Source organism: Kribbella koreensis, assembly GCF_039525325.1.
Taxonomy (GTDB): domain Bacteria; phylum Actinomycetota; class Actinomycetes; order Propionibacteriales; family Kribbellaceae; genus Kribbella; species Kribbella koreensis.
The window spans coordinates 376473-394181 of the sequence record NZ_BAAAHK010000007.1 but is presented as its reverse complement, the minus strand read 5'-3'; the positions used below and the strand labels follow the sequence as shown (position 1 = coordinate 394181).

Genomic DNA, 17709 nt, shown 5'->3' with positions numbered 1-17709 from the left:
CCCCTGCCGCACGCGGGAGGGGGCGCTTGGAACCGACGATCAGTAGACGCTCACGCCATAACGGCTGAGGGCCTCGGTGACGGGCTGGAAGTACGTGGTGCCACCGGAGGAGCAGTTACCGCTGCCGCCGGAGGTCAGGCCCAGTGCGACGGTGCCGGCGAACAGTGCGCCGCCGGAGTCGCCACCCTCGGCGCAGACGGTGGTGCGGATCAGGCCGGTGACGGTGCCCTCGGCGTAGTTCACCGTGGCGTTGACGGCGGTGACCGAACCACTGTGTACGCCGGTGGTGCTACCGCTGCGCTTGACGGCCTGGCCGACCGTCGCGTTCCCGGCGGAGGTGATGTCCTGGGTCGTCCCGTTGTAGAGGTCGACGTTGCCAGGGTGGTTGGTGTACGAGGTGGAGTACTTGACGATCGCGTAGTCGTTGCCCGGGAAGCTCGACCCGTAGGTCGTGCCCAGCAGCGTCGTCTTGGCGGAGTTCGCGTACCAGGAGGACGCGATGTTGCCGCAGTGGCCGGCGGTCAGGAAGTAGTACGTGCTGCCGCTACGGACGTTGAAGCCCAGGGAGCAGCGGTATTGGCCGCCGTAGATGGCGTCACCGCCACTGATGTACTTGGTCAGCTTGCCTGGCAGCTTCTCCAGGGTGATCCGGCTACCGAACTGCTTGGTGACACCGGTCAGTGCCGCGAACTTCGAGCCGGTGACGGTGGGGTCGTACGAGACGATGATCCGGCCGTCCGGCTGGGTGCTCCAGGCGGTGCCCGGGATGGATGCGTCCTTGCTCAAGGTCGCGGTGATGGCGCTTGCCGACAACGTCGAGACGGGGGCGGGTGCGGCCGAAGCCTGGGTGGCGAGCAGTCCTGCTGCTGCCAGACCTACGGAACCGAGTACTGCGGTGATACGGGCGAACTTCACGGTCAGCCTCCTCGTGGGGTGAGGACGCGCTCGGGGCGGGAGCGTCCTTGATCCAACCGTGATCTGTTCTACCCGAAACTGTCACAAAGTACCCGGCCCAACCCGGAGCGTAAGGGTTTACCTCCGCCGCGCCCCTTGCATACCCTCAGGGGCCGCGTGGTAACGCAGTGTGCTCGTCAGTGACTGCCGGCCGTCCACCAGCCGCGCGTGATCCACGTCGACAGCAGCGTCGTCGCCGTCCACGGTCACCGTCATCACGCCGTTTTCGAACCACGGCCCGTACGCCGTACGCCAGCTCGCCGCGACGTCGCGCACCCCGGCCGATCGCGACAGCCTGTGCAGGATGCGGGTCATCCCGCGGCTGTCCAGCAGCTTGTTGGCCAGCCTGATATGCCAACCGACGGGGTTGCGGAACGGCGACATGGTGAGCTGGCGGATCGCCGTACCGGGGTGTTCGACGTCCGTCAGCGACGCCTCGGCCAGGTAGCTGCAGTGCACGTCACCGGACAGCATCAGGATCGAGCTGGGCGGGTTCTCCGACTGGACCAGCTCACCGAGCAGATCGGTCAGATCGTCGAACGAGTTGCGGAACGACGCCCAGTGCTCCAGATCCATGCCCTGCCGGATCTTCTCGCCGAGCCGCGAACCGAGCCGACCCCAGGCCCCCGACGAGATCGCCTCGTCCCAGCCCTCCAGATGATGCAGCCCGGGCGCCAGCAAGAACGGCAGCGTCGAGGCGAGCAGCAGATGGTTGATCGGCTGCGTCGCGCCGATCGTGTGCCGCCGCACCCATTCCCACTCGTGCGCGTCGACCATCGCCCGCCCGCCCGGCTGTAGTTGCCGTGAGCAACGAGAATCGACGGCCAGCAGCCGGACCCCGCGAGAGCGCGCGCCGAAGTCGCGGTAGAAACTCCAGCGGGTCGACGCCGGGTCCTCGTCCGCCTCCCAGGCGAAGGCGTCCAGGTAGGAGCTGCGCTCGTCCTCGTCGTCCAGCCCGCGCATCGCGGCGTACGTCGGGTCCTTGTCCAGCTGCTCCGGCGACAGGTTGCCGAGATGCTGGTAGACCCAGTACGACGCGTACGCGCCGACCACGCGATCGTGCCACCAAGGCTGCTTGGTGACCCAGCGCCGCCAGGTCAGCGAGGTGTTCCAGTCGTCGCGCAGATCGTGGTCGTCGAGCAGCATGCACAACGGCACTGTCGAGAACAGCCACCGGACCGCCGGGTTCAGCCAGGCGTCGTCGTACAGCCAGGTGTACTCCTCGAAGTTGCCGATCTCGTCGGCCACCTCGGTGTCCTGCCGGCCCCCGTGCGCGGCCCGCAGCTTCTCCAGTACTGCGTCCGACGGGTCGTCCGCATAGACCTGATCGCCCAGCAGCAGCACCGCGTCGGGCCAGTCGACGTCCTCGGACGCCATCCGTCCGGCCAGCGCCACCAGCGCGTCCGGCCCGAAATCCTTGAACCCCTGCTCGTCGAACGGCGCCGACCGTCGGCACGACCCGAAGGTCAGCCGGAACGTCCCGTCGGCCCGCGGTGTGCGGATCACGCTCGGCCCGTACGGACTCTCCTCCAGCGGCCACGCCTTCACGCCGTCCAGATGCACCTCGTATGGCGTAGCGCTGGCCGGCCGCAGCCCTTCGATCAGCACCAGTGCGTAGTGATGACCGTGCACGGACCAGGTCTGGGCCCGGTGCCCCAGTACCTCGACCTCGCCCGCCGCGGTGGTCTCCACCCAGACGGTTGCGCGTGTCTCGTCGACGTACCGGAGCAGCGGACCCAGCTTCAGTTGCATTCAAACGACGCTACCGCGCTTGCCAAGCTAGTAGATGGTCACGCCGTACGCGTTCATCGCCTCGATGACCGGCTGGAAGTACGTGACGCCGCCGGAGCTGCAGTCACCGGTACCACCCGAGGTGAGCCCATAGGCGTACGTGCGGTAGAACAGCGGGCCGCCGGAGTCGCCGGGCTCAGCGCAGACGTTGGTGCGGATCAGGTTGCCCACCGCGCCCTCGTCGTAGATCACCGTGGCGTTCAGGCCGGTGACCTTGCCGCCGTGCAGGCCGCTGGTGATGCCCGAGCGGTAGACCGTCTGGCCGAGGCCAGGGTTGGCAGCCCGGACGATGTCCTGGGAGCGGCCGTTGTAGAGGCTCACGCTGCCACCGGGCTTGAGGCCGGCCCGGTAGGCGATCACGGCGTAGTCGTTACCCGGAAAGCTGGGCCGGTAGACCGAACCGACCAGGTTGCGGTGGGCCTCGTCGCTGTACCAGGTCGCGGCGTCCTTGCCGCAGTGGCCGGCGGTGAGCAGGAAGTACTTGCCACCGCGCTGGACGTTGAAGCCGGCCGAGCAGGTCCAGTCGCCGCTGTAGATCCCACCGCCGCCGTTGACGTACTTGGTCAGCTTGCCGGGGAGCTTCTCCATCACGACCTGGTCGCCGAACTGCTTGGTGACCTTGGTCAGCGAGTTGTACTTGGTGCCGATCACGGTCGAGTCGTAGGAGACGACGACCTTGCCGTCCGGCCTGGTCATCCAGGCAGTGCCAGGGACGGCGGCATCCTTGGTCAGGGCGGCAGAGATGGCGGCGGCGGTACGCGGTCCGGGCGGCGTCTGCTGTGGGGCGGCAGAGGCAGCGTTGGCGGCTGGGATGGCGGTCAGGGCGAGCGCACCAGTGGCCAGCGTCGCCACCGCGCGGCGGAGGGAAAGCGATGTCATGGGAGACACCTTTCCACCGCGACCGGTTCAGCCGGGGGAGTTGGCAGCAAGCTGTCGTTCAGTCGTGACGCAACGAGTGCAGGACGAACGAGGAGAGTTCGCGGTACGCCTCGGCGTCGCTCAGCCCGGTACGCCGGGCGATGTCGCCGCGCTGGATCGCCTGCATCGTGTGCGCGACCATCTCGGCCGCGAAGCCGATGTCGACCTGCCGGAAGGCCCGGCTCTCGATCCCTTCCTCGATCAGCGTCCGGACCCGGTCGGCCGCGATCCGGGTGTTGCGCTCGTAGACCGACCGGGCCGGCGCGAACGTCGCGACGTCGTCCAGGAAGGTCCGGCTGGCCGGTCGCAGCGCGTCGGCGACGGCGTTCAGGTACGCCGCGATCCGGCGGTCCGGCCGGGTCTGCTTGGCCACCGCGGACTCGACCTCGGCGGTGGCATTCTTGAAGTAGTGCTTGACCACCTCGACGGCGAGCTGCTCCTTGCTCGGCGCCAGCGCGTACAGGGTCGTCTTGCTGCACCGCAGCTCGGCGGCCAGGTCGTCCAGGGTGAACCGGCTGAAGCCCTGGGTGAGGAACAGGGACAGGAGCCGGTCGAGCAGTTCGGACTGCCTGCGGGTACGACGCCCGGGGACGACTGTTGTCATATCGAGACAGCATAGAACGATACGGAACTTTGGTCTTCAGTATCGATAGGAGTATCATTTCGGTAGCCACTGAGAGGGGTGCGTGATGGCTGTCGATCGCTTGCTCCCGACCGAGGAGGCCGGTGAGCTGCTGGGGCTGGTGCGGGACCTGTGTGAGCACGAGCTCGCGCCGTACGCCGCGAAGGCCGAGGAGACCGAGACCTTCCCGCGGGAGGCGTTCCACACGCTTGGCAAGGCCGGGCTACTGGGGCTGCCCTATCCGGAGCAGTACGGGGGCGCCGAGCAGCCGTACGAGGTCTACCTCCAGATGCTCGAGGAGATCGCCGCGGCCTGGATGTCGGTCGGTGTCGGCCTGTCTGTGCACACGATGACCAGCTATGCGATCGCCACCTTCGGTACTGCGGACCAGCGCGAGCTACTCCTGCCCGACATGGTCGGTGGCGAGCTGCTCGGCGCCTACGCGCTCTCCGAGCCGCAGGCCGGGTCCGACATCAGCGGGATGACAACGAAGGCAATCCGCGACGGCGACCACTACGTGCTGAGCGGCACCAAGTCGTGGATCACGCACGGCTCGCACGCCGACTTCTACACCACCTTCGCGCGGACGTCGGCGGACCCGAAGCACGGGATCTCCGCCTTCCACGTGCCCGCGTCGGCCGACGGGCTCAGCTTCGGCGCCCCGGAGCGCAAGATGGGCCTGACCGGATCCACCACCACGCTGGTCAACTACGACGGCGTCCGGGTGCCGGTCGCCAACCTGATCGGCAACGAGGGCGACGGGATGCGGATCGCGCTCTCGGCCCTCGACTCCGGCCGGCTCGGCATCGCCGCCTGCGCGGTCGGCCTGGCGCAGGCTGCGCTCGACCTCGCCGCGTCGTACGCGCTGGGCCGCGAGCAGTTCGGTCGTCCGATCTCTGACTTCCAGGGCATGCAGTTCCTGCTGGCCGACATGGCCGCGGCGACCGAGTCGGCGCGTTCGACGTACCTGCAAGCCGCTCGCCGGCGCGACCTCGGCCGGCCGTTCACCCAGCAGGCTGCGATCGCCAAGCTGGTCTGCACCGACGCCGCAATGAAGGTGACCACCGATGCGGTCCAGGTGCTCGGTGGCTACGGTTACACCCGCGAGTTCCCGGCCGAGCGCTACATGCGCGAGGCCAAGGTCACTCAGATCTTCGAAGGCACCAACCAGATTCAGCGCCTCGTAATCAGCCGCGATCTCCTCAGGAGTGTTCGATGAAGCTTGCCGCGTCCGATGTTGTTCTCGTCACCGGCGGTGGCTCCGGGCTCGGAGAGGCGACCGTACGCCGGTACGCCGCGACCGGGTCCGGCGTGGTGATCTGCGACCTGCCGTCCTCGGCGGGCAAGGCGATCGCCGACGAATTGGGCGACCGCGTCGTCTTCGTCCCCACCGACGTCACCGACGAGGCCGCCGTCACCGCCGCCCTCGACGCGGCCGCCGCGCTCGGCCCCCTGCGCCTCGTCGTCACCTGCGCCGGCATCGCCACCCCCGGCCGGGTCGTCGGCCGCAAGGGACCGTTGCCGTTGGCAACCTTCAAGCAGGTGATCGAGGTCAATGTCATCGGCACCTTCAATGTCCTCCGCCTGGCCGCCGAGCGCATCATGGCCCTCGAACCCGACGAGGACGGCGACCGCGGCATAGTGGTCATGACTGCCTCCATCGCCGCCTACGACGGCCAAATCGGCCAAGCCGCCTACGCCTCCAGCAAAGGCGCGATCGTCTCCCTCACCCTCACCGCCGCCCGCGACCTGGCAGACAAGGGCATCCGCGTCGTCACCATCGCCCCCGGCACCATGGAGACCCCCATGCTCGCCGGCCTCCCCGAAGACGCCCGCAAGGTCCTCGAACAGCAGGTCCCGCACCCAGCCCGCCTCGGCCGCCCGTCGGAATACGCCGCCCTCGTCGACCACATCGTCAGCAACCAACTCCTCAACGGCGAGGTCATCCGCCTGGATGGCGCCCTCCGGATGCCCCCGCGCTAACTGCCCTGTGGACAGCCGCTGACAGTTCTGGCCGACGACCTGACAGCCTTCGTCAACTACGACCGCCGTCTGCTCGCCGCCGCCGAAGACCTGGGCCTACCGGTCGCCGCGCCGCGCTAGCGGGCCGGTGGGGTGGAGCCGGCCGGGATCTGGATGACGTTTGTGGGCTGTTCTGGGTTGTGGACGCCGGTGAAGAGCAGGTCGGTGAAGGCGATGGAGAACACGCGGGAGTCGGAGCCGACCCTCGTGTAGTACTGGTTGGTGCAGTTCTGTTCCTGGAAGAGCATCGACCAGTTGCCGTCGGGGCCGTGCAGGGTCAAGCGCATCGTTTTCAAGCCTTGTGGTAGGCAGAGCAGCGTGCTGGGAACGCGGATCTTGGGCGCGGTCTGGAGTTCTCTGGTGATCTGCTGGGCCAGGCTGGTGGCCTGCTTGCCCTCGAGGCTCGAGCCTGCGATCAGGGATGACTGCTTGCCGCGGTAGATGCCCCAGTAGTCGCAGATGTCGACCGAGGTGATCTTGCCCAGGACCAACGACTCGGTTGAATCGTCTTCTTGGGGGAGATAGCCGTTCTGCTCGCAGCCATAGGCGTCCGGTGCGTTGATGAGTGGGGCGGCGGAGTCGAGGATGCGCTGCCGGAGCGCATCGTTCTGGGTGAGCACGCTGACGCGGACGCCGCCGACCTCACGGGTCTCCTCGGTCCAGCCGGCGTCGTACTTCTTGATGCCCGGCTTCTGGACGTCGTCGAACCATACGTACTCGTGCCGTTCCTTCAGTGGCATGACCGCTACTGCGCAACCGGACCACTTGGGGGTGACCCAAGGTGCAAGTCGGCCGATCGTCGGCGCCGTCGCGGATCCGCAGGGGGCCGGGCTCGACGCGTAATGCGTCCAGCTCGCGGGCACCTGGACCTGGACCGTCTTGTACGACTCCCAGCGGAAGCCCTTCGCCGCCGAGCCTCCGTCGGTGTTTCCGGCGGGGCCGGCGTCGTGGTTCAGGGACTGGGTTGCGGTGATGGTGGTGGCGACGACGGCGGCGGCCAGTACGGCGGCGCCGATGGTGCGGCCGGTGCGGCGGCGGCGTAGGCGGGTGTGGACGGTCGTCAGCAGGTTGTGGTCGTCCGGCGCCTCGGCGGCGTGACGGTCGAGGGATTCGGCCAGCAGCGTCTCGGTGGGGTCTTCGGTCGTCACTGGGTGACCTCCTCGGTCGTGCCCAGGGTCGTTCGGAGCGACGCCAGGGCGCGGTGGATCTGGGAGCGGACCGTGGCCGGAGTGCAGTCGAGGATCTTGGCGATCTCGCTGTCCGGCAGGCCTTCGTAGTACCGGAGGACGACGGCGGCGCGCTGCTTGGTCGGCAGGGAAGCGCACAGTGTCCAGACCGCGTCCTGCTCGGCATGCGGGACCGCATGGTCCTGAGTGGTCGTGTCGAGTGGCTCGGCGACCGGCGTCTCGCGGCGGAAGAACTTGCGCCAGCGTGAGATGTCGGCGTTGATGACCGCCCGGCGAAGATAGGCCTCCGGATCACCGAGCCTGCCGATCTTCGCCCAGCGCGGGTAGGCCGCGACCAGGGCGTCCTGGACCGCCTCCTCAGCGCGCGAATGATCGCGCGTCATCAGGTACCCGAACCGCAGCAACGCGGCCCCGCGCAACTGGACCCACTCGTCGAAATCCGGCGATCCCCCGTCGGCCATCTCCCACCTCCTACCCCGTACCACGCCGGCGACAGCTCAGACGTTGCACGGCGGCGGAGGTCAGTCCAGATCGGGATCCAGCGTCGCGCCAGGCAGCGGCGCCGGAGGCAAGGTCAGCTTCTCGTCGGGCTTGGCGGCCAGGACGTCGTCGACGTACGAGCGGGCCGCCTCCATCGTGTCCACCTCGTGGCCGGCCTGCTCGGACAGGAACCAGCGGTGCTCCAGCACTTCGTGGAACACCTCGGCCGGCTCCAGCTTGCGCTTCAGGTTCCGCGGTACCGACCGTACGACCGGCTCGAACACCTCGGTCAGCCACTCGTGCGCGACGATCTCCTCGTCCTCACCCTGCTGGTCGGTCGCGGCCGAGTACGAGTCGAGGTCGTTCAGCAGCCGGCGCGCCTGGTTCTCCTCGACGTCCAGCCCGGTGAGCCGCAGCAGCCGGCGCGAGTGGTGGCCGGCGTCCACGACCTTCGGCTGGATCCGGACCTGGCTGCCGTCCCAGTCGGTGATGATGTCGATCTCGGCGACGTCGAAACCGAGCTCGTTCAGCCGCCGGATCCGCGAGTCGAGCCGGTGCATCTCGTCGGTGCGGAACTCCTCCGGCGCGGTCAGCTCCTTCCAGAGCGCCTCGTACCGGGCGGTGATCGAGTGGATCGTCTCCAGCGGGTCGATGGACTCGTCGAGCAGCCCACCCTCCTCCAGGTCGGACAGCTCGCCGAACAGGTTGATCTCGGCCGTGTAGAGGTCGTGCGCGCGCTGCCCGTCGGAGATCTCCTGGTGCAGCTCCCCGGTCTCCGCGTCCACCAGGTAGGCCGCGAAGGCACCGGCATCACGCCGGAACAGGGTGTTCGACAGCGAACAGTCGCCCCAGAAGAAGCCCAGCAGATGCAGCCGGACGATCAGCGCGACCAGCGCGTCGATCAGCCGGTTGACCGTGTCCGGCCGCAGCGTGCTGGAGAACAGCGCCCGGTACGGCAGTGAGAACTGCAGATGCTTGGTGACCAGGATCGAGTCGAGCGGCTCGCCGTTCTTGTCCAGCCGGTCGGTGATCACGCCGACGGGCTCGACCGAGGGCGAGTCCAGCCGCTCGAGGTCGCGCAGCAGCCGGTACTCGTGCATCGCGAGGTGTTCCATCACCTCTTTGATCGCGTAGACCGTGCCGCTGACCCGGACGAACCGGACGACGTGGCGCGAGATACCGCGGGGGAGCGCGACCAGCTGGTCCTCCGGCCAGTCCTCCAGCGGGATGTCCCAGGGGAGCGAGAGCAGGCCGGTGTCCGGGCGAGTGGCTACGAAGCGAGGCACGCAGACCAGTGTGGCAGTTCCTGACGGATCGGGTAACGAACGCAAGTGGCCGCAAGAATTTGCGGAATGTGGCGTAGTGTTTGCGCTATGACGCGACGACTTGCTGAGGTGGCGAAGAAGGTCGGGGTCAGCGAGGCCACGGTGAGCCGGGTGCTGAACGGCAAACCCGGGGTGTCCGAGGCGACCCGCGAGGCGGTGCTGACCGCGCTGGACGTGCTGGGCTACGAGCGGCCGACCCAGCTCCGGGGGGACCGCGCCCGCCTGGTCGGCCTGGTGCTGCCGGAGTTGCAGAACCCGATCTTCCCGGCCTTCGCCGAGGTGGTCGGCGGGGCGCTGGCGCAGCAGGGGTTCACGTCGTTGCTGTGCACAAGGACAGTCGGCGGTGTCTCCGAGGCCGACTATGTCGACCTGCTCCTGCAGCAGCAGGTCTCGGGCGTCGTCTTCGCCGGTGGTTTCTACGCCCAGGCCGACGCGCCGCACGCGCACTACGAGCTGATCCAGGAGCGCCGGCTGCCGACCGTGCTGGTCAACGCGGCCGTCGACCACCTCGGCTTCCCGCAGGTGTCATCGGATGACGTGGTGGCCGCGGAGATGGCGATCGGGCACCTGCGCGCGCTCGGCCACCAGAAGATCGGGATGGTGCTCGGCCCGCGCGACCACATCCCGTCGCGGCGCAAGCTGGACGCTTTCCTGAAGTCTCCGGAGGCCGACCCGGAGCTGGTCGAGCACACGATGTTCTCGCTCGAGGGCGGTCACGCGGCCGCGACCCGGCTGGTGAAGCAGGGCGTCACCGGGATCGTCTGCGCGAGCGACATCCTGGCGCTCGGCGCGATCCGGGCCGTCCGCCGGGCCGGTTTGTCCGTACCTGACGACGTCTCGGTGATCGGGTACGACGACTCCGCGATGATGAACTGCACCGACCCGCCACTGACGACGGTCCGGCAGCCGATCGACGCGATGGGCCGGGCCGCGGTCGACATGCTGGTGGCGCTGATCGAGCGGGCCGCCGTACCGGCCGACGAGCTGCTGTTCGAGCCCGAGCTGGTGGTCCGCGCGTCGACCGCCCGGCTGAGGACGACCGCCAAGGTCTGACAACGACAGACACCCCAACGGGGGTCTTGAGCAGAATTCCTGCTCGAGGCCCCCGTTTTGCGTTGTTCCGGTCAGGAGTCACGTTTTTGCAACTTGCGATCGAACTATTGCGCACATCTAGTCGCGTTGCCTACGGTACGGACCACATCCGAGGGGCGGGACGGAAAGCGCCCTCGCCAGTAGAAGGGCACATCGATGAGGACAACGAGCCACCGCAAGGCGCTCAGCCTGTTGCTCGTGGCAGGGCTCGGCCTAGCCGCCGCGTCCTGTGGATCCGGGGACGACAACAAGCCGGCGGCCCAGGGGTCGGGCGACGCCAACGCCCCCGTGACCATCACCGTGGGCTGCCAGCCGCCGAAGAGCAATCCGAAGGAACGCGCCGGGTGGGACGAGGACGTCGCGGCCTTCCAGAAGCTGCACCCGAACATCACCATCCAGAGCAAGGACGCGTTCCCCTGCATCAACCCGGACACCTTCCAGGCGAAGCTGGCCGGCGGCACCCAGGAGGACGTGTTCTACGTCTACTACACCGACGTCCAGAAGATCATCAAGGCCAAGCAGGCCGCCGACATCAGCCAGTACGTCGGTGACGTGAAGGAACTCAAGGACATCCGCCCCGACGTCCAGAGCGTCTTCAAGGACGGCGACAAGACCTACGGCCTGCCGCGTAACAACTACAACATGGGCCTGGTCTACAACCGCAAGCTCTTCACCCAGGCCGGGCTCAACCCGGACTCGCCGCCGAAGACCTGGGCCGAGGTGCAGGAGGCGGCCAAGAAGATCGCCGGCCTCGGCGCGGGCTACACGGGCTTTGGTGAGTACAGCGCGGGCAACACCGGCGGTTGGCACTTCGCCGCCTCGCTGTACGCCCGTGGCGGCTCGATGGTGAGCGACGACGGCAAGACCGCCGCGTTCAACAGCGACGAGGGCAAGGCCGTGCTGGAGAACCTGAAGAAGATGCGCTGGGACGACAACAGCATGGGCACCAAGCAGCTCCTGCAGTGGGAAGACCTGATGCGGATGATGGGCTCGGGCAAGCTCGGCATGATGATCGGCGCGCCGGACGTGGTCCAGTCGGTCAACAACGACTTCCAGGGCAAGTTCGACGACTACGGCGTGACGGCGGTACCGGAGTCCGACGGTCACTCGTCGCTGAGCGGTGGCGACGGGTACATGTTCAACCCGAAGGCCTCGCCGGACAAGATCAAGGCCGGCCTGCTGTGGCTGCAGTTCCACGAGCTGACGCCGGGCCAGGGTCAGTTCAACTACGAGCGGGCCAAGGCGCAGGGCCGCCCGGTCGGCCTGCCGATCCCGGACCTGTACGGCAACACCGCGCCGGGCAAGGAAATCGTTGCCCTTCGCAAGCAGTTCGCCACCGTGCCGGTCGACCACTTCACCCCGTACGTCGACGCGCAGGCCAACATCACCAACAAGCTCGAGCCGCCGAAGGCGCAGGAGCTGTACGCCGTACTCGATGTCGCGATGTCCGCGGTGCTGACGCGTAAGGACGCCGACATCAGCAAGCTGCTCTCGGACGCCGAGGGCAAGGCCAACAAGATTCTCGCCAAGAACACCTGATGGCAGTTCTGACCGCGAAGCCGCCGGTGCGCCGTTCCCTTCCCCAGGGAGCGGCGCGCCGCGCGGTGGGCAGGAACCTCACGGCGTACGGGTTCCTCTGCGGGGCACTGATCTGTTTCGCCTTCTTCTCCTGGTACCCGATGATCCGCGAGGTCATCCTGAGCTTCCAGGAGAACAACTTCGTCGATCCCGCCAAATGGGTCGGCTTCGACAACTTCCGGACCGTGATCGAGGACCCGGCCTTCCGGTCCGCGTGGCTGAACACGGCCGCCTTCAGCGGTCTCGCGCTGATCGTCGGCTACGCGATCCCATTCGTGCTTGCGGTGGTGCTGAACGAACTGAAGCACGCCAGGGCGTACCTGCGGTTCGTCGTCTACCTGCCGGTGATGCTGCCGCCGGCCGTCGGCGTGCTGCTGTTCAAGTGGTTCTACGACCCGGGCGCGGGTCTGTTCAACCAGATCCTCGACGTCTTCGGCATCCCGCCGCTGAGCTGGCTCGACTCGTCCAGCACCGCGCTGATCTCGCTCGTCCTGGTCTCGACCTGGATGAACCTCGGGACCGGCACGCTGATCTACCTGGCCGCGCTGCAGAGCATCCCCGGTGAGCTGTACGAATCCGCGGAGCTCGACGGCGCCGGGCTGTTCAAGCGGGTCTGGCACGTGACGATCCCGCAGACCAAACTCATCCTGCTGGTGATGCTGCTGCTCCAGGTGGTGGCGACCATGCAGGTCTTCATCGAGCCCTACCTGCTGACCGGCGGCGGTCCCGAGAACGCGACCGTGACAGTGGCCTACCTGATGTACCAGTACGCCTTCAACTTCGGCGACTTCGGTGGCGGTGGCGCGCTCGGCTTGATGCTGATGGTGGTCCTGATGGTCTTCTCGACGATCTACCTGCGCGTCTCGCGCGACAACGAGGGTGCCCGATGACGACGACGCTGCAACCCCGACAGGTGCTGGAGGCAACGACACCGGCGCCGGCTCCCCGGCGTACCCGGAAGAAGAAGGACAAGGGTCGCGGGTATGAGACCAGGAGCCTGGTGTCGCCGCTGGCGCTGCGATCCGTGCGCGGCAAGGCGACGTACTGGACCGTGCTGGTGGTCGTGGTGATCGGCTTCACCCTGGCCTTCGTCTTCCCGCTCTACTGGATGGTGACCGGCGCACTGAAGTCACCGGAGGAGATCGCCCAGATCCCGCCGAGCTTCTTCCCGAAGCACTTCGACTTCGGCGTCTACGCCGACGCCTGGAACCAGCTCCAGCTCGGCGTCTTCCTGAAGAACACCGCCCTGTACGCCGGTGGCGCGTGGCTGTTCACCTTGGCGGTCGATGTGACCGCGGCGTACGCGTTGTCGAAGCTGCGGCCGTTCTTCGGCAAGCTGATCCTGGCGCTGATGCTGGCCACCTTGATGATCCCGCCGATGGTGCTGCTGCTGCCGACGTACCTGGTCGCCAAGGACGTTCCGCTGTTCCACGTCAGCCTGCTCAACACGCCGTGGGCGATCTGGTTGCCGGCGGCGGCGAACGGCTTCTTCATCTTCCTGCTCAAGCGGTTCTTCGACTCGATCCCGCGCGAGCTGCTGGAGGCGGCCGAGATCGACGGCGCCTCGCCGATGCGGATCCTGTGGTCGATCGTGCTGCCGGTGTCGCGGCCGATCCTCGGCGTGGTCTCGATCCTGTCGGTGGTGACGGTCTGGAAGGACTTCGTCTGGCCGCTGCTGGTCCTGCCGGAGACCGACAAGATGTCGATCAGCGTCGGGATCGCGTCGCTGTCGGCGCAGATGCCGCAGAACGTGCTGATCGCGTCCCTGGTGATCGCGTCACTGCCGACGATCGGAGTCTTCTTCGTGTTCCAGCGCAGCATCATGGCGGGTCTCACCGCCGGAAGCCTCAAAGGCTGATCCCCTCCCAACCCCCTAAGGAGAAGCAATGTCGGACACATGGTGGCGCGGAGCTGCGATCTACCAGGTCTATCTGCGCAGCTTTGCCGACGGCAACGGTGACGGGATCGGCGATCTCGCGGGGCTGCGGGCCAAGCTGCCGTACCTGGCGGAGCTCGGTGTCGACGCGATCTGGCTGAACCCGTGGTACCCGTCGCCGATGGCCGACGGTGGCTACGACGTCGCCGACTACCGCGCGATCGACCCGAGCTTCGGCACCCTGGCCGAGGCCGAGGCGTACATCGACGAGGCGCACGCGCTGGGGATCCGGACCATCATCGACATCGTGCCGAATCACGGCTCGGACCAGCAGGACTGGTTCGTCCAGGCGCTGGCGGCCGGGCCCGGCTCGGTGGAGCGGGAGCGGTTCCTGTTTCGCGACGGGCGGGCCGGTGGGCTGCCACCGAACGACTGGCAGTCGATCTTCAACGGGCCTGCGTGGACCCAGGTCGCGGACGGGCAGTGGTACCTGCATCTGTTCGCACCCGAGCAGCCGGACTTCAACTGGCGCAATCGCGAGGTGGTGGAGGAGTTCCACGCGATCCTGCGGTTCTGGCTGGACCGCGGGGTGGACGGGATCCGGATCGACAGCGCGGCGGTGCTCTTCAAGGACCTGGACAGCGTCGAGGAGTCGTACACCGATCACGACGAGGTGCACGACGTGTACCGCGGCTGGCGGCAGATCACCGACGAGTACGAGGGCCGCTTCCTGGTCGGCGAGATGTGGATGCCGGACCAGGAACGCTTCGCCCTGTACCTGCGCCCCGACGAGATGCAGACCGCCTTCAACTTCGACTTCCTCTCCCGCCCCTGGGATGCAGCCGAGCTGCGCGCCTCGATCGACCTGACTCTCACGACTCACGTCCCGATCGGAGCCCCGCCCACCTGGGTCCTCTCCAACCACGACGTCACCCGCCCGGTCACGAAGTACGGTCGCCCCGACACGTCCTTCTCCCACCAGGACCGCAAGCACGGCATGGAAACCGACCCGGTCCTGGGCGAACGCCGAGCCCGAGCCGCCGCGCTCCTGGCGATGGCCCTCCCTGGCAGCCTCTACGTCTACCAAGGCGAGGAACTAGGCCTCCCCGAGGTCGAGGACCTCCCCGACCACCTCCTCCAAGACCCCCTCTGGGAGCGCTCGAACGGCACCGACCGCGGCCGAGACGGTTGCCGAGTCCCCATCCCGTGGTCCGGCAAAGAACCCCCCTTCGGCTTCGGCGCCGGTACCCCCTGGCTCCCTCAACCAGCCGACTGGAAAAACCTCACCGTCGAATCCCAGCAAGCCGACCAGAACTCCATGCTCGCCCTCTACCGCAACGGCTTGAAAATCCGCCGCGCGTCGCTCGGCGACGGCACCCTGACCTGGCTCGACTCAGCCCCAGGCGTCCTAGCCTTCACCCGCGAGTCCCTGACCTGCGTCGTCAACCTCACCGCAGACGCCATCGAGCTGCCCGCCCACACCGAACTACTCCTCACCAGCAACCCACTGGAAGAAGGCAAACTCCCTTCAGACACAACAGCCTGGCTCCGCTGACCTCAGCGTGCCCCTCCCGCCCCGGCAGCCATCTGGGCCACAGACCAGATGGCCGCCGGGGTTCCTTCAACTGGCGGGAGTCAGCGGCTGGAAGCGTCGTAGGCGGAGGCTGTTGGTTACTACGAAGACTGAGCTGAAGGCCATGGCGGCGCCTGCGAGCATTGGGTTGAGGAGGCCGGCTGCTGCCAGGGGGAGGCCGGCTACGTTGTAGGCGAAGGCCCAGAAGAGGTTGCCCTTGATGGTTCTGAGGGTGGTGCGGGACAACCGGATGGCGTCGGCGGCTGAGCGGAGGTCGCCTCGGACCAGGGTCAGGTCGCTGGCTTCGATGGCTACGTCGGTGCCGGTGCCCATGCTCAACCCGAGATCGGCTTGGGCCAGGGCGGCGGCGTCGTTCACTCCGTCTCCGACCATTGCGACGACGCGGCCTTCGGACTGAAGGTGCTTGACGGCGTCGACCTTGCCGGCGGGGAGGACCTCGGCGATGACCTCGTCGATGCCTACCTCGGCGGCCACCTTCTGGGCTACTGCCTCGTTGTCGCCGGTCAGCAAGACCGGGCGCAAACCGAGTGCCTTCAGTTGGCGGATCGCTTCGGCCGAGCTGGGCTTCACGGTATCGGCGACAACCAACACCGCCCGTGCTTTCCCATCCCACCCAACAGCCACCGCAGTACTGCCCTCGGCCTCAGCGTGCTCCTTGGCGTGGGCGAGCGACGCCGGCAGGTGCTGACTCCACTCCTCCAGTAGCCGGGTCCGCCCGACCAGCACCGCGTGACCGTCGACGATCCCCTGTACGCCGAGCCCCTCCACATTCCCGAAATCCTCGACAGCAGCGAGCTTCCCCACCTCATCGGCAGCCCCGCGAGCGATCGCCTGCGCAATCGGATGCTCACTCGAATGCTCGAGCGCCCCCGCCAACCGCAGTACCTCCGCCCGCTCCTCGCCATCCGCGAGCAGCACATCGACCAGCGCCATCCGCCCGGTCGTCACGGTCCCCGTCTTGTCCAGTACGACGGTGTCGACCCGATGCGTCGACTCCAGCACCTCGGGACCCTTGATCAGGATCCCCAGCTGAGCCCCACGCCCCGTCCCGACCATCAACGCCGTCGGCGTCGCCAGCCCCAGCGCACAAGGGCAAGCAATGATCAGCACCGCGACAGCCGCCGTGAACGCCACCTCGGTCGGCGACCCGTTCCCCAGCCAGAACCCCAACGTGGCCAGCGAAAGCCCGATCACGATCGGCACGAACACCCCGGAGATCCGGTCGGCCAACCGCTGAACAGCGGCCTTCCCGTTCTGGGCGTCCTCCACCAACCGCGCCATCTGCGCCAGCTGCGTATCAGCCCCGACCCGAGTAGCCCGTACTACGAGCCGCCCACCGGCGTTGACGGTCGCCCCGACAACGGCATCGCCCTCACCGACCTCCACCGGCACCGACTCGCCGGTCAGCATCGACGCGTCCACCGCGCTCGACCCCGTGACGATCACGCCATCGGTCGCGATCTTCTCGCCCGGCCGCACCACGAACTCGTTGCCCACCGCAAGTTGATCGGCCGGGATCCGTATTTCGACCCCACCCCGAAGTACCGCGACGTCCTTGGCGCCCAACTCCAGCAGCGCTTTCAGCGCAGCACCAGAAGACCGCTTGGCGCGAGCCTCGAAGTACCGCCCCGCCAGGATGAACGTCGTCACCCCGGCCGCGACCTCGAGATAGATCTCCTCCGCCCCGCTACCCCGCGACGGGATCAGCGTGAACGGCATCTTCATCCCCGGCGCCCCCGCCTCACCGAGGAACAACGCATACAGCGACCAGATGAAAGAACTCAGCACCCCGACCGAGATCAACGTGTCCATCGTCGCGGCGCCGTGCCGCAGGTTCGTCCAAGCAGCCTTGTGGAACGGCCACGCCGCCCACGTCACGACCGGCGCGGCCAGCGTCAGCGAAGCCCACTGCCAGGAGTCGAACTGCAGTGCCGGAATCATGCCCAAGGCAATCACCGGTACGGCGAGCGCGATGCTCGCGATCAGCCGCTCCCGCAACGGCCGCAACTCGTCGACCGGCTCAGGGGCGTCGGCGGCAGGGGGAGTGGGCAGCGAAGCGGTGTAGCCGGTCGCCTCGACCGTCGCGACGAGATCGTCGGTACTGATGCCTTCGGCGAACGTCACCTTCGCCTTCTCGGTGGCGTAGTTGACGGTCGCCGTGACGCCTTCCATCCGGTTGAGTTTCTTCTCGACCCGGTTGGCGCAGGAGGCGCACGTCATGCCACCGATGAGGAGCTCGACGGAGTGGTCCGGTGTGGTCATTGCTGGGC

General features: G+C 67.5%; 15 protein-coding genes. 7 read left to right on the top strand and 8 right to left on the bottom strand.

Going from position 1 to position 17709, the window contains the following annotated elements; genetic code table 11:
• Positions 1–39 precede the first annotated feature (39 nt).
• From ABD116_RS15785 to ABD116_RS15770, 4 genes are all read right to left on the bottom strand, one after another.
• On the bottom strand, positions 40–915 hold the full coding sequence (locus ABD116_RS15785) for a S1 family peptidase (RefSeq protein WP_343969678.1): 876 nt from the start codon (positions 913–915) through the stop codon (positions 40–42).
• Between the two features lie 117 nt (positions 916–1032).
• Positions 1033–2706, bottom strand: coding sequence for a DUF7800 domain-containing protein (locus ABD116_RS15780; RefSeq protein ID WP_343969676.1), 1674 nt, complete (start codon positions 2704–2706; stop codon positions 1033–1035).
• A 27-nt stretch (positions 2707–2733) separates the two neighbouring features.
• Complete coding sequence (locus ABD116_RS15775; RefSeq protein ID WP_343969673.1) at positions 2734–3624, bottom strand: S1 family peptidase; 891 nt, start codon at positions 3622–3624, stop codon at positions 2734–2736.
• Between the two features lie 58 nt (positions 3625–3682).
• The gene (locus ABD116_RS15770; protein WP_343969670.1) at positions 3683–4267 is read right to left on the bottom strand and encodes a TetR/AcrR family transcriptional regulator; all 585 of its coding nucleotides are present in this window, start codon (positions 4265–4267) and stop codon (positions 3683–3685) included.
• Positions 4268–4352: 85 nt separating this feature from the next.
• On the opposite strand from ABD116_RS15770, the gene ABD116_RS15765 reads away from it, so the two are divergent.
• Entirely contained in the window at positions 4353–5504 is a 1152-nt protein-coding gene (locus ABD116_RS15765) for an acyl-CoA dehydrogenase family protein (protein WP_343969667.1), read from the top strand.
• Complete coding sequence (locus ABD116_RS15760) at positions 5501–6268, top strand: SDR family NAD(P)-dependent oxidoreductase (RefSeq protein WP_343969665.1); 768 nt, start codon at positions 5501–5503, stop codon at positions 6266–6268. The genes ABD116_RS15765 and ABD116_RS15760 overlap by 4 nt, the downstream gene beginning before the upstream one ends.
• Before the next feature lie 116 nt (positions 6269–6384).
• Here ABD116_RS15760 and ABD116_RS15755 read toward each other — a convergent pair whose 3' ends face one another.
• The 3 genes from ABD116_RS15755 to ABD116_RS15745 are packed head-to-tail and all read right to left on the bottom strand — an operon-like array spanning position 6385 to position 9260.
• Positions 6385–7455: a hypothetical protein gene (locus tag ABD116_RS15755; protein WP_343969662.1), complete on the bottom strand. Its 1071-nt coding sequence runs from the start codon at positions 7453–7455 to the stop codon at positions 6385–6387.
• Positions 7452–7955 carry a SigE family RNA polymerase sigma factor gene (locus ABD116_RS15750; RefSeq protein ID WP_343969660.1) on the bottom strand — a complete coding sequence of 168 codons (504 nt, stop codon included), beginning with the start codon at positions 7953–7955 and terminating at the stop codon, positions 7452–7454. Before ABD116_RS15750 ends, ABD116_RS15755 begins: the two co-directional genes overlap by 4 nt.
• A 60-nt stretch (positions 7956–8015) precedes the next feature.
• Positions 8016–9260, bottom strand: a complete 1245-nt coding sequence (locus ABD116_RS15745) for a DUF4032 domain-containing protein (protein ID WP_343969657.1) — start codon at positions 9258–9260, stop codon at positions 8016–8018.
• 87 nt (positions 9261–9347) lie between these two features.
• On the opposite strand from ABD116_RS15745, the gene ABD116_RS15740 reads away from it, so the two are divergent.
• The 5 genes from ABD116_RS15740 (at position 9348) to ABD116_RS15720 (ending at position 15400) form a co-directional block, all read left to right on the top strand.
• Positions 9348–10352, top strand: a complete 1005-nt coding sequence (locus ABD116_RS15740) for a LacI family DNA-binding transcriptional regulator (protein WP_343969654.1) — start codon at positions 9348–9350, stop codon at positions 10350–10352.
• A 195-nt stretch (positions 10353–10547) separates the two neighbouring features.
• Positions 10548–11930 carry an ABC transporter substrate-binding protein gene (locus ABD116_RS15735; RefSeq protein ID WP_343969651.1) on the top strand — a complete coding sequence of 461 codons (1383 nt, stop codon included), beginning with the start codon at positions 10548–10550 and terminating at the stop codon, positions 11928–11930.
• Positions 11930–12859 carry a carbohydrate ABC transporter permease gene (locus tag ABD116_RS15730; protein ID WP_343969648.1) on the top strand — a complete coding sequence of 310 codons (930 nt, stop codon included), beginning with the start codon at positions 11930–11932 and terminating at the stop codon, positions 12857–12859. Before ABD116_RS15735 ends, ABD116_RS15730 begins: the two co-directional genes overlap by 1 nt.
• Positions 12856–13827 carry a carbohydrate ABC transporter permease gene (locus ABD116_RS15725; RefSeq protein WP_343969645.1) on the top strand — a complete coding sequence of 324 codons (972 nt, stop codon included), beginning with the start codon at positions 12856–12858 and terminating at the stop codon, positions 13825–13827. The genes ABD116_RS15730 and ABD116_RS15725 overlap by 4 nt, the downstream gene beginning before the upstream one ends.
• Positions 13828–13855: 28 nt before the next feature.
• Entirely contained in the window at positions 13856–15400 is a 1545-nt protein-coding gene (locus tag ABD116_RS15720; RefSeq protein WP_343969642.1) for a glycoside hydrolase family 13 protein, read from the top strand.
• 66 nt (positions 15401–15466) lie between these two features.
• Here ABD116_RS15720 and ABD116_RS15715 read toward each other — a convergent pair whose 3' ends face one another.
• Positions 15467–17701 carry a heavy metal translocating P-type ATPase gene (locus ABD116_RS15715; protein ID WP_343969639.1) on the bottom strand — a complete coding sequence of 745 codons (2235 nt, stop codon included), beginning with the start codon at positions 17699–17701 and terminating at the stop codon, positions 15467–15469.
• Between the last annotated feature and the right edge of the window lie 8 nt (positions 17702–17709).

What these genes read in the sequence shown, in the direction of transcription:
- ABD116_RS15780 (WP_343969676.1), bottom strand. Translation starts at nt 2,706, where the DNA reads ATGCAACTGAAGCTGGGTCCGCTGCTCCGGTACGTCGACGAGACACGC.
- ABD116_RS15775 (WP_343969673.1), bottom strand. Translation starts at nt 3,624, where the DNA reads ATGACATCGCTTTCCCTCCGCCGCGCGGTGGCGACGCTGGCCACTGGT.
- ABD116_RS15770 (WP_343969670.1), bottom strand. Translation starts at nt 4,267, where the DNA reads ATGACAACAGTCGTCCCCGGGCGTCGTACCCGCAGGCAGTCCGAACTG.
- ABD116_RS15765 (WP_343969667.1), top strand. Translation starts at nt 4,353, where the DNA reads ATGGCTGTCGATCGCTTGCTCCCGACCGAGGAGGCCGGTGAGCTGCTG.
- ABD116_RS15760 (WP_343969665.1), top strand. Translation starts at nt 5,501, where the DNA reads ATGAAGCTTGCCGCGTCCGATGTTGTTCTCGTCACCGGCGGTGGCTCC.
- ABD116_RS15750 (WP_343969660.1), bottom strand. Translation starts at nt 7,955, where the DNA reads ATGGCCGACGGGGGATCGCCGGATTTCGACGAGTGGGTCCAGTTGCGC.
- ABD116_RS15740 (WP_343969654.1), top strand. Translation starts at nt 9,348, where the DNA reads ATGACGCGACGACTTGCTGAGGTGGCGAAGAAGGTCGGGGTCAGCGAG.
- ABD116_RS15735 (WP_343969651.1), top strand. Translation starts at nt 10,548, where the DNA reads ATGAGGACAACGAGCCACCGCAAGGCGCTCAGCCTGTTGCTCGTGGCA.
- ABD116_RS15730 (WP_343969648.1), top strand. Translation starts at nt 11,930, where the DNA reads ATGGCAGTTCTGACCGCGAAGCCGCCGGTGCGCCGTTCCCTTCCCCAG.
- ABD116_RS15725 (WP_343969645.1), top strand. Translation starts at nt 12,856, where the DNA reads ATGACGACGACGCTGCAACCCCGACAGGTGCTGGAGGCAACGACACCG.
- ABD116_RS15720 (WP_343969642.1), top strand. Translation starts at nt 13,856, where the DNA reads ATGTCGGACACATGGTGGCGCGGAGCTGCGATCTACCAGGTCTATCTG.
- ABD116_RS15715 (WP_343969639.1), bottom strand. Translation starts at nt 17,701, where the DNA reads ATGACCACACCGGACCACTCCGTCGAGCTCCTCATCGGTGGCATGACG.